This is a genomic window from Acinetobacter sp. YH12211 (assembly GCF_013418015.1).
GTDB lineage: Bacteria > Pseudomonadota > Gammaproteobacteria > Pseudomonadales > Moraxellaceae > Acinetobacter > Acinetobacter towneri.
In genome coordinates this window covers 166673-182600 of record NZ_VPCW01000003.1, presented here as the reverse complement: position 1 = coordinate 182600, position 15928 = coordinate 166673, and the positions used below count along the sequence as shown (strand labels likewise).

The window sequence follows — 15928 nt, the reverse complement described above, 5'->3', positions numbered from 1 at the left end:
TTAATTTCCTATGATATAGAGATGAAAATAGCTCACTACTCAGTGGGCTATTTATTATTCAGATTTTAGCTTGATTCAAATGAACATCATGTGGGGTTTTTAACCCGTATGATCGGTACGTGAACCTAAGGTTTCTAAGTGGGTCGTGAAATGGTTGTTTTTTCGATCTGCAAAGTAGTGTTGTAAAGTACGTTCTACACTTGGGAAAGCCAATTCAGACCACGGAATTTCATCTTCACTAAACAAGCGTGATTCGATGGTTTCTTCACCTGCACCAAATTGACCATTCAACAATTGAGCTTTGAACAGCACATAAATTTGCCCAATCCGTGGAATGTTATACATGCAATAAAGTTGTTCGATTTCAATTTCCGCTTCGGCTTCTTCGCGGGTTTCACGGGCAGAACCTTGCTCCATGGTTTCAAACATTTCCATATAGCCTGCGGGTAAAGTCCACAAACCATAGCGTGGTTCAATTGCACGACGACACAACAATACTTTATTTTCCCAAACGACCAATGCACCACAAATGACTTTTGGATTGACATAGTGAATATTGCCACATGCGCTACACACTTGACGTAATTGCTGATCGCCAAGCGGAATTTTCGTTGTTGTTTTTTGTCCACAATTTCCACAAAAGTTCATAGTGATCGTCATTGTTGAAGGGAGTTCTCAGAATAACTGAAAATTTCAACTTTGGCATCCTCTCTATCTATTGCCCACCTATTTCAGCTATGATGAAAACTTAGACAAGGAGAATTATAAGGCATGATTGATCATTCGCTCACGCATCTATTACAGCAACGTTTGCGCTTTTCTAAAACGTTCATGGAAGCGCATGCAGCGGTATTGATTGCCATTACCGACGAGTCTGATCCAAAGGTATTGCTAACCCGCCGTTCTACCTTACTCAATAATCACGCGGGTGAGGTGTCTTTCCCTGGTGGCAAACGCGATCCGCAAGATACCAGTAATATTGTGGTGGCATTGCGTGAAGCGCAGGAAGAAACCGCATTAAATCCATTTGAAGTGCAGTTGATTGGTGACTTGCCAATGCAAAAAGCCCGTAATGGAATGTTGGTTAAGCCTGTGGTGGGGCTGATTCCTCCAAAAGTAGAATTAATTCCACAACCTTCAGAAATTGATCGGATCTTTTTTGCCTCTTTACAGCATTTAATGGAAGCGCCACCAACGCCGTATGAAGTGAGCTTTGCACAACAAAAATTATATTTTCCGAGTATGCAGGTTGAAGATGAAGTGGTTTGGGGCTTAACAGCGCGGATGTTGGTGTCTTTATTTGAATATGGTTTGGATTATCGTAAAGAATGGCCGTTTTTGTTAAATTCACCAACATTTAAGAAATAGAAAAATTTTGATGTGAAGATAGGAAGGAACCATGTTGTATAAATTTAAAGGATATGCCCCGAAAGCAATGCAGCAACCGTGGGATGGGTGGGTGGCGGATAATGCCACGGTCATTGGTCAGGTTGAGTTGGGACAGAAAGTTAGTATTTGGTTTGGGGCTGTGGTACGTGCCGATAACAGTAAAATCAAATTGGGTAATTTTAGTAATGTTCAGGAAAATGCTGTGTTGCACACCGATGCAGGTATTGAAATGCAGATTGGTGATTATGTGACTATTGGACATCTGGCGATGTTACATGGTTGTACCGTGGGCGATAACACCCTGATTGGTATTAATGCAGTGGTGCTGAATCATGCGGTGATTGGTAAAAACTGTATTATTGGTGCCAATGCTTTAATTCCTGAAGGGAAAGTGATTCCCGATAATTCTGTGGTGATGGGTTCTCCCGGTAAAGTGGTTAAGACTTTGGATGAGTCTGCAGAAGCACGTTTAAAAATGAGTGCGCTGCACTATGCTGAACATTTTCAGCATTTTGTAAACCTAGAGCCTGCAACACTCTAAAATAGAATTTGCATCGTTTAGTCAAACGCATTTTTTAGCTGTAATTACATAGAATTTTATACTCAGGAATTGCAATCTAAGGCATGTAAATCCTCGCGTGAATTTCAGGAGTGGAGTATCATAACGCCAATTTTTGATATTTACTCCTTGAAGGTTGTGCATGAAATTGCTGGCATTGGAAACTGCCAATGAGCAGTGTTCCGTTTCGATTGTAGATGAAACACAGGAACTCTTTTTTCAATTAGATGCGCGAGCAAAAGCACAAACGCAAACCATCTTACCGATGATTGAGCAAGGCTTTGCTGAAACTCAAATTAGTACGGCTGATCTGACTGCAATTGCCTTTAGCCGTGGCCCGGGTTCTTTTAGCGGTGTGCGAATTAATGCGGCAGTCACGCAAGCTTTGGCGTGGGCGCATGATGTGCCTGTAATTCCTGTATCGACTTTGCAGGCATTGGCGCAGGCGGCTTATCGTCTTGAAGGATTAACTGCAGTTACGGCTGTGTTGGATGCACGCATGAATGAAGTGTATATCGCCAGTTTTGAGCTAGATGCACAAGGAATCATGCAGGCGGTTGATCAGGAACAATTATTGAATTATAGCGATGCTGCACAGACGGTACGCTTTCAATTGGTCGGTTCTGGTGCAGGTCTCATTGATCAAGAACAAATACAATACAAAGGCTTAAGTGCAACCGCACAAGATATTGCTACTATTGCACGCGTCTGTGCACAGCAACAGCAATGGGTCAGCGCAGAACAAGCATTGCCTGTCTATTTACGTGACAATGCTTGGAAAAAAATTCCAGAACAAGGCAAGGCATAATTAGGGTTATTTATGGATCTTTTACTGCTGCTCAAAGCGGCAATTATGGGTATTGTAGAAGGGATTACCGAATTTCTACCCATTTCTAGCACAGGACATTTGATTCTCGCTGCAGAGCTAATGGACTTTTGGACCAAAGAAAAAAGCGATGTATTTGTGATTGCCATTCAAATGGGAGCAATTGCAGCGGTCATATATGAGTATTGGGCACGTCTATGGGGCGCAGCCACAGGTATGTTTACAGGCGAAGAAAAAGGTCGACGCTTAGGCTTTGGTCTGATCATAGCATCTATTCCAATTATTTTGATTGGATTGACCTTTGGGCAGACTGTAAAAGAATTACTCTTTAATGATGTTGCCGTGGCGATAGGTTTGATTATTGGCGGTTTTATTATTATGTGGATTGAAAAACATCCACCGCAAGTACGTGCCCATGAGGTTGAAGAACTAACTTATCGAGATGCGATTTGGATTGGTCTAATTCAGGTATTGTCGCTGATTCCGGGGACTTCGCGTTCAGGTGCAACTATTATTGGCGCGATGTTCTTGGGTGTATCGCGAAAAGCAGCAACTGAGTTTTCCTTCTTTTTGGGAATTCCTGTCATTATTGGCGCAGGCTTGCTCGACTTATATCAAAGCTATGATGTATTCCAAACTACTGAAGATTGGACCGTACTCAGCTTCGGGATCATCGTCTCTTTTGTTTCCGCACTTTTGCTGATCCGTGCATTGGTGGCTTATGTGGCGAAACGTGATTTTATGATTTTTGCTTGGTATCGTATTGCTTCAGGTTTAATCATTTTATTGTTCGCATTCACAGGCTGGAAACTATGGTAAGCGAACTTCGCTTATACACCGAAGCCGAGTGGCTCACTCAAGCACAGCATTATTCTGCTGTGCTTTTGTCTAGAGGCGTGCAAACGTGCATTGAAACAGTAGAAAAACTCAATGCGCGTTTTTTGCGTTTGAACCCTGAATTGGCATTGTGTGTAGATGCTGAAGGGTTGTGGTTGTGTGCCAATGGCATGAAAATGCAACCCGATTGGAAAGCTGAAGTTGGGCGATTGAAACGTGCCTCTTTAAAATCGGAAATGATTGCTCGTGCCTGTAATTTGTCGGAAAAACCAAGCCTAATTGATGCTACGGCAGGATTAGGACACGACAGCTTACTCATGGCACACTTGGGTGCTCAGGTCACGTTGTTGGAGCGTCATCCTATTCTTTTTACTTTGTTGGAGGATGCTAAACGCCAAGCCGCAGATGATCCTTTTTTAGCAAGTGTTGTTGCCCGTATCCAGTTGGTTTTTACAGATTCAGCAGATTATTTACGCAACTGCGCAGCGCAGGGCAAAGTGGTTGATGTGGTGTATTTAGACCCGATGTTTCCGCAGCGAGATCAACATCAACAGGCGCAGAAAAAGCAGGCACAAGTCAAAAAACAAATGCAGTTATTACATTTGCTGTTACCTGAAGATGGCGAAATGGATTTAGGTGATCATTTACTGGGTTTGGCACAGCAAATTGCCAAACGTGTTGTGGTGAAGCGCCCACGTTTGGCTGTATTTTTGGCGGGGCAGGAAACCACACATCAATGGCAGGGTGATGCTTGCCGATTTGATGCCTATTTCCAAGCAAATTTGAACAATGGGTAGATTTATACCACTAAAGCAGTGGCAAGGCGTTCAATGCTTCTATAATGCGCAAAGATTTGTTATATAGTTAAAATTGACAATTGATAATTACGACGACAAGCATAAACTTGGAGTGTGGAAACGCGAGCTGCGATTAACAGAATCCTATGATTGACTTCAAACCCTCCATTAATTTTTGGCACGATTTTAAAAGCAACCAAGCCGCAGGCGTTTGGTTATTTTTGGGTTCGCGACGCTCTTTGCAAATTATTCGTCCTTCTATCTTACAACTGATTTTTTGGGGGATTTTAGGTGGTCTTGCCAATACCTTATTCAGTTGGTTGGTCGCGGGAGAAGTGGGTGAATTTAACCCACAAGGTTTGGTCAGTTATGCCTTGTGGCCCTTTATTGCCTTAATTGTCGGAATTATTCTTTCTCAGCGTGTCAATAACCCGCGTTTATTGTTAGTACCTGCTTTGTTGTGGTTGGTATTAGATACTCACGTTGCATTATTACAAAGCTTGATTCAATACATGGGCATGATGGATGTCTTGCCGTATGTGTTGTATGACTATTTGCCTACCATTTTTATGGTGCTATTTGTTTGGCAAAGTTTGGCAGTGGTATGGGTGTTTTCACGTGAATTGCATTGGCCGTGGTGGGAACGTGCGCTGATTGTTTTGGCGACCTTATTCACTTTGGTAGTTTGGCAAATGTCAGTGAAAAGTCAGCCCATTTGGAAAGTAGAAGAAGTTCCACCAAGTCTAAGCGAAGAAGCTTTTTATGCACAAAGTCGTGTACTCAATAAAGCTTTAGACAGTATTCAATATGGGGAATTTGCTCAATCGCATTGGTACTTTTTAGGTGTTGCAGGGGCGAGTTATCAAGACGTATTTATGTCTGAAATTGAGCGCATTCGTGAACAGTTTGATACCCGTTTTGGTACTTTTGGGCGTTCGATGGTGTTAATTAATAACCCAATGACCCGCAATGTAATTCCAATTGCTTCGCAAACCAGTATTGAATTAGCGCTGCGCCGTATTGGACAGCGCATGAACCGTGAAAGTGATGTGCTGTTTTTATATATGACCTCACACGGTTTAAAAGATCATTTTGAAGTTGAAAATGCACCACTTGACTTAAATCAGGTCGATCCGAAATGGTTACGCGATACTTTGGATAAATCGGGTATTCGTTGGCGTGTGATCGTCATTTCAGCCTGTTATTCAGGTAGCTTTGTATCTGCCTTGCAAGATGATAATACCTTAGTGATTACTGCATCGGCAGCAGATCGTGAGTCGTTTGGTTGTTCAAACGAAGCTGATTATACTTATTTTGGTCGTGCCTTTTTTGATCAGGCTATGCGTGAACAAAACTCTTTTGCTAATGCTTTTAATGAAGCCAAAGTGACTGTGGCGAAATGGGAGCAAGCGCAAGGTTTTGAACCTTCAGAGCCACAATGGGCAATTGGTAAAAATATGGAATTGATGTTGCCACAATTAGAGCAGCGTTTGTTTCCTCAAAAAAGTGTTGCAACATCGGCTGAAATTCAATTGAGTGCGCAATCTGTTCAATAAGCCAAAGAGGAGAGGGTGATGGAGTTAATTCAGAACAACCGCTGTTTTGAGGGTGAGCAACGAATTTATCGTTTTCATTCCAATGCTTTACAGACTGAAACTCAGTTTGGCATTTTTTTACCAGAACAAGCTTTGGCGGGGCAGGCTTGTCCTGCGGTATTTTATTTGGCAGGTTTAACCTGTAACGAAGAAACCTTTGCGATTAAAGCACATGCGCAGCACATGGCAGCGCAATTGGGACTGATTTTGATTAGTCCAGATACTTCACCGCGTGGCGAAGCTGTTGCCAAAGGCGACCATTGGGATATTGGACAGGGGGCAGGTTTCTATATCAATGCGACACAAGCACCGTGGGCGGCACATTATCAAATGGAAACTTTTGTCACCGATGAGCTTTATCAATTGGTGCTGCAACAGTTCCCAATTCAGGCACAGCACGTTGGCATCATGGGGCACAGTATGGGCGGTCATGGTGCATTGACCCTCGCGTTTAAATATCCTGAAAAATTTAAATCCGTGTCTGCTTTTGCTCCGATTTGTGCGCCAAGCCAATGCCCGTGGGGTGAAAAAGCATTTTCTAATTATTTAGGTACAGATCAGCAAGTATGGTTACAGCACGATGCGACTGCTTTGGTGCAGGTCAAAGGTGCATTGTTCAGTGAAATTTTGATTGATCAGGGATTGAAAGATCAATTTTATAGTCAGCTCAATCCTGCATTATTTCAGCAAGCTTGCGATGCGGTTGGGCAAAAATTGAGTTTGCGGGAACATGCAGGCTATGATCATGGCTATTATTTCATTCAAAGCTTTATAGATCAGCATTTGCAATTCCATGCGGTACAATTGCAAGCGGACTAAGCCAAGTACTCAATTTTACGCATTGATTTTTAAACTTTTCTAGGCAAGTTGTTCACTTTTTATTAGAATGGTGAACACTTGCTTTTTTACCATTTGGAAAGATTGCTCATTTGGGTTTGAGTGTCTGGGTAAAATAACGACCGCACAATAAAATAAATAAGGCATCACATGCACAATTCAGAATGGGATTCACCACAACAAGCAATGCCATCTTCCCCCTTTTTTGCAGCGGAGCCTACGACGCCACCCGCACGGAATCCATTACTTGGACGGATTCATCATTTTCAGTTTCATGGTAGTGCCTCAGAGTATTTTGGTATTTGGATTGTCAATATTTTGTTGATGATTGTGACCTTTGGGCTGTATGCACCGTGGGCAAAAGTACGTCGTTTGCGCTACTTTTATGGCAATACCGAATTAATCAAACGTCGTTTTGATTTTACAGGCATCCCACATAAAATTTTATTGGGACGTTTAATTGCCATTGGAATTTATGTTGCGATCTCGGTGGTTTCCAATTATTCAGTCAAAGCCATGGTTATTGGCGTGGTAGTTTTATATTTGGCTGTGCCGTGGTTGATTCGAGCGACCATCCGTTTCAAGGCGCGAAATAGTAAATTTGGCAATGCGCGTTTTTATTTTTCAGGCAGTAACAAAGAAGCCTATTGGGTATTTTTAAAATGTATCGTGATTAATCTGTTTACATTGGGCTTATTTTTTCCTGTGTTGGTGTGGATGTATAAGCGTTATTGCCTGGACCATTTATATGCAGGACAGCTTAAATTTAAGCTGAAAGCAGATTGGCCAGCATATATGCGCGCGATGTATATACCTGTTCTCTTGTTTTTTGGCATTTTGCTTGCAGTCGGGATAATGTTGGCTTTGGCAGGACAGTTGAGTCGTAATCCTGCGCAGTTGGTTTGGTTATTTCTAGCGGTTTATCTGTTGGGGTTGTTTTTAATTTGGCCACTAATGTCGGCGCGAATTTTTATCACTACATGGAACAATACCAGTATCAGTCGTAGTGAATTTCAGACCGATTGTGGGCAGTGGCACTATACTTGGATTGTGGTGACCAATTGGATTGTGAAAGTCCTGAGTTTGGGTTTAATGACCCCATGGGCAGCTATTCGTTTATATCGTTATCAGGTTGAGTCTTTAAGTCTACATTTAAAAAATGATCCAGATTTGATGATCAATCAACTGCAAGCTGAACATAGCGCACTAGCAGAAGAAATCAGTGATATTTTTGATATTGATGTATCGCTGTAAGGTAGGAGATGAAGATGGCGGCACAGATCGTGGATGTGGTGTTTTATGATGGTGTGGTGTCTAAACCATGGGCAGCCAAAATCTCTCCTATAGATGCTCAGTCGGTACTCATCCGCTATGGTGAAAATTTACAGCAACAACGACGTTATCATTATCAAGACATGATGTTGGTGGGCGCACTAGGTAAAATCCAACCTGTCATTGAACTCAAAGATGATGCGCGTATTGAATTTTCCCAAGCTTTGCCTGAGTGGTTTCAACTGCGCAATAAACAGCTGCAGCATTCCATCTGGAAATTGGAACGCACGCCAAGTCTGATAGTATTTAGTCTGGTTTTTGTGTCGTTGATGGTATTTGTCACAGTGCAGTGGGGCATCCCAAGTGCATCAAAATACGTTGCCTTTCAATTGCCTGCGAACACCTTAAATCAAATTGGTGATGAAGCAGAGCGTTATATTTTAGATATGACAGCGCCAAGTCAATTGTCCGCAGTACGTCAGCAGAAAATTTTGGCAGATTATCGCGAGCTTATTGCAGGAGATACACCTGCCAAAGTGCTGTTTCGACAAGGTGATCGCTTAGGCGCGAATGCTCTGGCAATTCCGAATAACACCATTATTTTGACCGATGAATTGGTGGAATTGGCGGAGAATGATCAGGAAATCATTGGCGTGTTGGCACATGAACAAGGGCATTTGGTAGAACGACACAGCTTGCAACAGGCTTTATCGAGCTTAGGGTTTAGTATTATTTTGCTCGCGATTACAGGAGATGGTACAGATTTAGTTTCGACCTTGCCTGTGGCGCTCGTGGGGGCAAATTATTCACGTAATTTTGAATCTGAAGCAGATTATTATGCTTTAAATACGATGCATGCTCAGGGCATTCCAACCATTCATTTTGCCCATTTTCTGGAGCGTTTGGCAGAAGATGCAGGTGAAGACACCGCCAAAAGCCCTTTGGATTTTTTACAAAGCCATCCTGCAACACAAAAACGTATTCAAGCGGTTAAGGATTTTGAACAAACGCAGCGTTTAGCGCCTTAACATGAAACAGTTAGTACCGTTGCCAAACCGCGCTCAATTCTGTTTGTCCCATACGACTTAAATGATCAAGCACGACTTGTTCGAGGTAACTTAAATCTGTTTCAGTATTTTTTACCTGAATTTCAACTACAAGCTCATGTGTTTGGGGTATAAGTAGAATTGTGGCAGTTGGCATCATAATTTGGTATTGGGTTGCATTGTCTACAACGTCAAATTTATGTTTCCAGTGATTGAGTAGACGCTTGGCGATACGGCTTGCTTGCATTGTTTGAATATGGGCAGAACTGTTCATCATCTGTTGAAACCAGCATTTTGTTCAAATGAGTAAAGACCTTTAGCATAACAAAGCCAGACTGAAAGAACAGTGGAATGCTGCAACAGAGCGTTGCGCATATAGAATTATCAAATTGGATAATCCAACTGAATCATCGAACTAAATGATCCAATCGTAACAGAATCCACCACACCAAGCAGTCTTTGCTATAATGCGCCTCAATCCCAATTTTCAGCTAGGTTCTCCCATGTCCAAGCCTTATTTAATTGCGCCGTCTATTTTATCTGCAGATTTTGCTCGTCTAGGCGAAGAAGTGGAAAATGTACTTCAGGCAGGTGCCGATGTGGTGCATTTTGATGTGATGGATAATCACTATGTACCGAATTTAACTTTCGGTGCAGGTGTGTGTAAGGCATTGAAAAACTATGGTATTACTGCACCAATTGATGTGCATTTAATGGTGAAACCTGTAGACCGCATGATTGGTGATTTTCTGGAAGCGGGCGCAGATATTATCACGTTCCATCCTGAAGCTTCAGAGCATATTGATCGTTCATTGCAACTGATTAAATCGGGCGGGGCAAAAGCGGGTTTGGTATTTAACCCTGCTACACCGCTGCATTATTTAGATTATGTACTTGATAAAGTTGATCAGATTTTACTCATGAGTGTGAACCCAGGTTTTGGTGGGCAAAAATTCATTCCAATGACTTTAGAGAAATTACGTCAGGCACGTCAAATCATTGATGCTTCAGGTCGTGATATCCGTTTAGAAGTCGATGGTGGTGTGGGACCTGCCAATATTCGTAAAATTGCAGAAGCGGGCGCAGATATGTTTGTTGCAGGCTCAGCAATTTTTGGCAAGCCAGACTATAAAACGGTGATTGATGAAATGCGTGCTGAATTGGCAAAAGTTGGCGCAGTCGAAGTATAAATTTCTACAATCACAAGTGCTTATGCTGTGGATAACTTTGTAGATAACCGTATGGATATCTATGTTGATAACACTATGGATAAGCCGATTAATTTATAAACATTTGTACATCAATTGTTTATGACTTATACAAAATAAGTATAAAAAGGATTCAATCGAATCCTTTTTGTTTATTTTAAATACACTGAATTTATTGAGTATTTACTCAGTTAATTATAAAAATAAGTTGCTTAATATATAACTTGATTGTTTTAGTTGGCTTTTAAATCGCACGGATTCACTCTGTTTTTCAATGCAGAAGATATTGTGTATAAGTGGGGCTTGAATTATATTGAGTGCATTGTAGATTGTGGATTGTACTTGGCAAAAATGTTCAATTCTTGTGCAAGTTCAGGTCTGCATCTTTCATACTCAGGAATTTATTTAGTGCTGACTCAACCCTACAAACAAATGTGGTTTGTTGTCCTGATGGCATTTGTCATAGGGTGGAGTGGTATTGTTAGTGCTGCGGTAAAACCTGCACATGATTGGATGATGTCAAATCAGGCAGCAGGGTCTGAGATTCGACATTCTGCAACCGCAGCGAGTGAAATGACATCTTTACCAGATTGTCATACCACAGCTTTACAAACGCATCCTGAAACCAAGCAGCATATATCTGGGCATGATGCCAAGGCCAACCATCATCTCAGTCAGCACACATCCGCAACGGATACCGATTTAAATGCGGCAGATTGTTATGGCTCGGCTGATTTTTCTACTGCAAAGATGAATTGTCAGGACTGTGCGCAGTTGCATTGTCAAAGCTTAAACAGTGTGTTGAATGTGCAAGTCCCTGAACTGATTCAACCTGTAGCACTTTCATCTGTCAATATTCTGTTGCCTGCTTATCAAGCTCAACATTTACTTGGGCATTGGCAGCAAATTTTACGTCCACCCAAAGCTTAATCCTGAATTCAAAACACTTTTACGTTTTATTTTAAGGATTAAGTCATGTCTAAATTTTATCAGCCTGCGCTGTTTTTAACAGTCTGTGCATTGTGTTCGAGTTCTGCATTTGCTGCGGTCAAGGAATATCACCTGACCATTGCAGAACAAACGGTCAATATCACGGGAAAACCTGTTCAACGTATTACAGTCAATGGACAATTTCCCGCGCCTGCACTCGAATTTGAAGAAGGCGATGAGGCGGTAATTCACGTTAATAATCAATTAAAAAATCAGGACTCATCTATTCACTGGCATGGTTTATTGTTGCCCGGTTTGATGGATGGTGTGCCTGGATTTAATGGTTTTCAAGGGATTAAGCCACAAGGACATTTTGTTTATCAATTTAAAGTACGTCAAAGTGGTACCTATTGGTATCACGCACATTCCAAAGGTCAGGAACAAGATGGTCTATACGGCTCTTTGGTGATTCATCCTAAAGCCAAGCCAGCCGTAAACGCACATGAATACACAGATCGTGATTATGTGGTGATGCTGTCAGATTTTCATGAAAAATCTAGCAATAAAATTCAGAAAGATTTAAAAATTTCAGCCGAGTTTTATCAAAATCAGCGTGAAACCTTAGGTGATGTTTGGCGTCAAGTACAGCGTGATGGGCTAAAAGCCACATGGTCAGACCGCAAAATGTGGAATCAGATGCGCATGCTGAAAACCGACCTTTCCGATGTCACAGGCTATACTTTTTTAATGAATGGCAAGACACCTGAACAGAACTGGACAGGTGTATTTAAGCCAAATGAAAAAGTGCGTTTACGTTTTATCAATGCCTCTGCCATGTCGTTTTATGATGTGCGGATTCCAAACTTAAAAATGACAGTGGTCAGTGCCGATGGTCAGCCAGTCAAACCTGTTACTGTGGATGAATTTCGTATCGGCACTGCAGAAACCTACGATGTGATTGTTGAACCTCAAGCAGCGCATTATCAAATTGAAGCGGAATCAATAGACCGCTCAGGTTTTGCTGTGGGTAGCTTGCAGAGTGAACTTCATTCTGCAACATCAAATCTACAGCTCCCTGCAGCGCGCCCGCGTGCTTTACTCACCATGCAAGATATGGGGCATGCTACAGAGCATTCAGGCGATGATCATTCCAAGATGAACCATGCAACGATGTCTGAAATGGATCACTCAAAAATGAATCATGCAGCGATGTCTGAAATGGATCATTCCAAAATGAACCATGCAGCGATGTCGGATATGGATCATTCCAAGATGAACCATGCAGCGATGTCGGAAATGGATCATTCCAAGATGAACCATGCAGCAATGTCGGAGATGGATCATTCCAAGATGAATCATGCAGCGATGTCGGAAATGGATCATTCCAAGATGAACCATGTAGCGATGTCAGAAATGGATCATTCCAAGATGAATCGTGCGGTAATGTCGGAAATGGATCATTCCAAGATGAACCATGCAACAATGTCTGAAAATACGCATACACAACATGGCATGCCTTCAACAGAACACAAAAATGCGGTGGTATATGGATGGGCAAATGCTTCTACACCCGCGGGGCATAAAGCCTTGCACTATGAAGATTTGAAATCGCTGCAGCCACAAGCAGATACACGTGAACCAAGCAGTGAATTGGTCGTGCGTTTAGGCGGTACGATGGAGCGTTATATCTGGACAATCAACGGTAAGAAATTTAGTGATGCCACACCACTCAAGGTGAAATATGGTGAGCGTATTCGGATTAAATTTATCAATGACAGCATGATGGCACATCCAATGCATTTACATGGCATGTTTATGCAGTTGGAAAATGGTCAAACGGCAGCAGAAATGCCGAATAAACACACCTTAATTGTGCCGCCAGGTCAAACTGTAACTGCACTGCTTACTGCAGATGAATTAGGTGAATGGGCAATACATTGTCATTTGCTCTATCACATGAGCGCGGGAATGATGAATAAATTGATTGTAGCGCAGGTGAGTGAAAATGAACCGCTTTCAACCACAGCAATTCAAGCCACTCAAACCCCTTCAGCGACAGCGCAAAAAGGAGCAGCACATGCACAACATTAATCTTTTTGCGAAAACAGTTTTAAGTATTTCTGTCTGCTGCATCAGTACAGTTGGGCTAGCAGCGACAGAGGTGCATAGTGCACATGCCAGTTCAGCAGAGATTGCAACAATTGCAGCTCAGGCTGATACTCAATCGCATCAATCGCATCAATCGCATCAATCGCATCAATCGCATCAATCCGATTCGTCCGTGCAAGAGTCGCAGTCACACGATCATCGTAAAGAACATGGTGCGCAGGTGTACGCGGTGAGCACTTTAGATACGCAATGGCAAGTGAATGATCATGCCGAGGGAGTGCTCAAATCTAAATTACAAACTCGTATCGGAACTGATGAAAACAAGTTGTTTGTGAAAATTCATAGCGATAAGCAAGAGTCACAAGCGACTGAATATGATGCCAAGTTGTTATACAGTCGTATGATTTCAGATTTTTGGGATGTGCAAGCAGGTGTGCGTTATCGACACGAAGTGAATCAGCAAGAGCATCAAACAGACCGAGAAGATAAGTTTGACGCTGTGTTTGGCTTACATGGTTTAGCTCCATATTTTTTTGAAACCGATGCTTATTTTTATTTGGGTGAGGATCAATATGCGGCTTTGAGTTTGGAAACCACACGGGATCTGTTATTGACTCAGAAATTGATCGCACAGCCTTATTTAGATGTAGATGTTATTCTGCAGGATGATGCCAAATATGCGAAAAAAACAGGACTCAACCGCGCAGCTGTGGGTGTGGAAATGCGTTATGAAATCAGCAAGAACATCATGCCGTATATCAGTGCAGGTTATGAGTATACGAAAGGTGATCAACACACTGATTGGCAGTCTGCAACCGATTCCGAGCAGAGCGGCTTATATGCGATAGGCTTGCGTTTCAGGTTTTAATGATTAGGGGTATTTATCAATGATTAAGTCAATGGATCGTTGCTGCTTCTAAATAGAATAGATTGTCCCTAAATACATAGGCTTGGTTTATACTGAGCCTATTGTATTTTTGGGTGTGGCGTATGTCTTCATCAACTCAAGATCCTCAATCGAATCAAGATAAAAACTTAGAAAACCAAAATCTAAACAATACTGGCTGTGGTTGTGATACGCAAAAAAATGTAAACCAGCCTTGTGCAACTGCGCCTACACACTCCAAGTCATGTGGCGATACAGGCTGTGGTTCGTCTTGCGATACAGAAAAAAGCTGTGCTGATCAAAATAGCTGTACATCTGCAACGACTGCCAAGACAGATAAAGCAACAATTTTGGATTCGGAACTTTTGAGTCCGTGGGTGAGTGCATACCATATTCCTAAAATGGATTGTGGCGCAGAAGAACAAATGGTGCGGATTGCTTTGGCAGATCATAATGATATTGCAGCCTTGTCTTTTGATTCACCTGCACGACTTTTAAAGGTTTATCACAGCAACCAATCTGCCACAGAAATTACCCATAAATTAGAAGCATTGGGTTTGGGTGCTGTGTTGCAACAGACTGAAGCCAATACACAAACTGAACTGCCTGTATCTAACAGCGCTGCACAACAAAAAGTGCTATATGCCTTGCTTGGTATTAATGCCGCTATGTTTTTGGTGGAATTAATTGCAGGTTTAATTGCATCTTCGACTGGGTTAATTGCTGACTCCTTAGATATGTTTGCCGATGCCGCCGTGTATGGTTTGGCTTTATTTGTCGTGGGTCAATCCGCCAAGAAACAGCTCAAAGCTGCACATTTGTCTGGTTGGGTACAACTGGGTTTGGTTGCACTGGTTATCTTTGATGTCCTGCGCCGTTTCTTCTTAGGCAGTGAGCCTGAATCCATGTTGATGATGGTCATTGGTGCTGTGGCATTGCTGGCAAACGTCACCTGTTTATGGCTAATTTCAGGGCATAAAGATGGTGGAACCCACATGCAAGCCAGTTATATTTTTTCCGCCAATGATGTGATTGTGAATTTAGGTGTGATTATCGCGGGCGGTTTGGTGATGCTGACAGGGTCGAATTATCCAGACCTGATTATTGGCTTAGTTGTGGCCATGTTTGTATTGAATGGTGCGCGCAAAATTTTAAGTTTAAAATAGACGGATCATCGCTGCGCGGTGGCTTAAATTGCAACAGGAGGAACGACCTCCCTTGTTTGGGTTTTTAGAAATAGTCAAAGTGACTGAACACTCGACAAGAAAAATCTTCAGGACGGCCTGATTTCATGCTATTGAAGGAGGGCGTTATGGCCTGGATGATGTTGATATTGGCGGGTATTTTTGAAGTGGTTTGGGCATACTCCATGAAGTTGTCTGACGGCTTTAGTAAATTAACGCCCAGTATCGTGACTATCTTTTTTATGATTTTAAGTTTTGCGCTTTTGGCCTATGCCATGCGTACTTTGCCATTAGGCACGGCTTATACGATTTGGACAGGTATAGGCGCAGTCGGTTCATTTTTAGTCGGTATTTTTGTTTTAGGCGAACCTGCCAGTGCTATGCGTATGTTGGCTGCAGTTCTGATTATTTCAGGTTTGGTGCTTATGAAAATTTCATCCAGCTAACTTGGAA

Annotated in this window: 17 protein-coding genes; 15 read left to right on the top strand and 2 right to left on the bottom strand. The window is 42.2% G+C overall.

Features of this window, described 5'->3' with window-relative positions:
* Positions 1-99 precede the first annotated feature (99 nt).
* Positions 100-648, bottom strand: coding sequence for an NUDIX hydrolase (locus tag FTU98_RS02945; protein WP_026438436.1), 549 nt, complete (start codon positions 646-648; stop codon positions 100-102).
* Between the two features lie 123 nt (positions 649-771).
* Between FTU98_RS02945 and FTU98_RS02940 the strand changes: the two genes are divergently transcribed.
* The 9 genes from FTU98_RS02940 (at position 772) to FTU98_RS02900 (ending at position 9140) form a co-directional block, all read left to right on the top strand.
* Positions 772-1368, top strand: a complete 597-nt coding sequence (locus tag FTU98_RS02940) for a CoA pyrophosphatase (protein WP_004975226.1) — start codon at positions 772-774, stop codon at positions 1366-1368.
* Positions 1369-1399: 31 nt separating this feature from the next.
* Complete coding sequence (locus FTU98_RS02935) at positions 1400-1930, top strand: gamma carbonic anhydrase family protein (protein ID WP_131261917.1); 531 nt, start codon at positions 1400-1402, stop codon at positions 1928-1930.
* 160 nt (positions 1931-2090) lie between these two features.
* Entirely contained in the window at positions 2091-2756 is a 666-nt protein-coding gene (gene tsaB / locus FTU98_RS02930) for a tRNA (adenosine(37)-N6)-threonylcarbamoyltransferase complex dimerization subunit type 1 TsaB (RefSeq protein ID WP_096902124.1), read from the top strand.
* A 12-nt stretch (positions 2757-2768) separates the two neighbouring features.
* Positions 2769-3593, top strand: coding sequence for an undecaprenyl-diphosphate phosphatase (locus FTU98_RS02925; RefSeq protein WP_096902125.1), 825 nt, complete (start codon positions 2769-2771; stop codon positions 3591-3593).
* The gene (locus FTU98_RS02920) at positions 3587-4408 is read left to right on the top strand and encodes a class I SAM-dependent methyltransferase (protein WP_179989105.1); all 822 of its coding nucleotides are present in this window, start codon (positions 3587-3589) and stop codon (positions 4406-4408) included. The genes FTU98_RS02925 and FTU98_RS02920 overlap by 7 nt, the downstream gene beginning before the upstream one ends.
* A 146-nt stretch (positions 4409-4554) precedes the next feature.
* Complete coding sequence (locus tag FTU98_RS02915; protein WP_180050370.1) at positions 4555-5964, top strand: C13 family peptidase; 1410 nt, start codon at positions 4555-4557, stop codon at positions 5962-5964.
* An 18-nt stretch (positions 5965-5982) separates the two neighbouring features.
* A complete protein-coding gene (gene fghA / locus FTU98_RS02910; RefSeq protein WP_154320404.1) occupies positions 5983-6822 on the top strand; it encodes an S-formylglutathione hydrolase in 840 nt (279 codons plus the stop codon).
* Between the two features lie 168 nt (positions 6823-6990).
* Entirely contained in the window at positions 6991-8094 is a 1104-nt protein-coding gene (locus FTU98_RS02905) for a YjgN family protein (protein ID WP_180050367.1), read from the top strand.
* 14 nt (positions 8095-8108) lie between these two features.
* Entirely contained in the window at positions 8109-9140 is a 1032-nt protein-coding gene (locus tag FTU98_RS02900; protein WP_180050364.1) for a M48 family metallopeptidase, read from the top strand.
* Between the two features lie 10 nt (positions 9141-9150).
* Here FTU98_RS02900 and FTU98_RS02895 read toward each other — a convergent pair whose 3' ends face one another.
* A complete protein-coding gene (locus FTU98_RS02895; RefSeq protein WP_180050388.1) occupies positions 9151-9432 on the bottom strand; it encodes a DUF2218 domain-containing protein in 282 nt (93 codons plus the stop codon).
* 229 nt (positions 9433-9661) lie between these two features.
* Here FTU98_RS02895 and rpe point away from each other — a divergent pair, with 229 nt between their 5' ends.
* The 6 genes from rpe (at position 9662) to sugE (ending at position 15921) form a co-directional block, all read left to right on the top strand.
* Positions 9662-10348: a ribulose-phosphate 3-epimerase gene (rpe, locus tag FTU98_RS02890; RefSeq protein WP_178867928.1), complete on the top strand. Its 687-nt coding sequence runs from the start codon at positions 9662-9664 to the stop codon at positions 10346-10348.
* 426 nt (positions 10349-10774) lie between these two features.
* Positions 10775-11296 (top strand): hypothetical protein, encoded by a 522-nt coding sequence (locus tag FTU98_RS02885; RefSeq protein ID WP_004975247.1) that lies wholly within the window; start codon positions 10775-10777, stop codon positions 11294-11296.
* A 45-nt stretch (positions 11297-11341) separates the two neighbouring features.
* Entirely contained in the window at positions 11342-13387 is a 2046-nt protein-coding gene (locus FTU98_RS02880; protein WP_180050361.1) for a multicopper oxidase domain-containing protein, read from the top strand.
* A complete protein-coding gene (locus tag FTU98_RS02875) occupies positions 13374-14273 on the top strand; it encodes a copper resistance protein B (protein WP_179989101.1) in 900 nt (299 codons plus the stop codon). The genes FTU98_RS02880 and FTU98_RS02875 overlap by 14 nt, the downstream gene beginning before the upstream one ends.
* Before the next feature lie 122 nt (positions 14274-14395).
* A complete protein-coding gene (locus FTU98_RS02870) occupies positions 14396-15457 on the top strand; it encodes a cation transporter (protein ID WP_179994848.1) in 1062 nt (353 codons plus the stop codon).
* Between the two features lie 146 nt (positions 15458-15603).
* Positions 15604-15921, top strand: coding sequence for a quaternary ammonium compound efflux SMR transporter SugE (gene sugE, locus FTU98_RS02865; protein ID WP_004975255.1), 318 nt, complete (start codon positions 15604-15606; stop codon positions 15919-15921).
* Positions 15922-15928 lie beyond the last annotated feature (7 nt).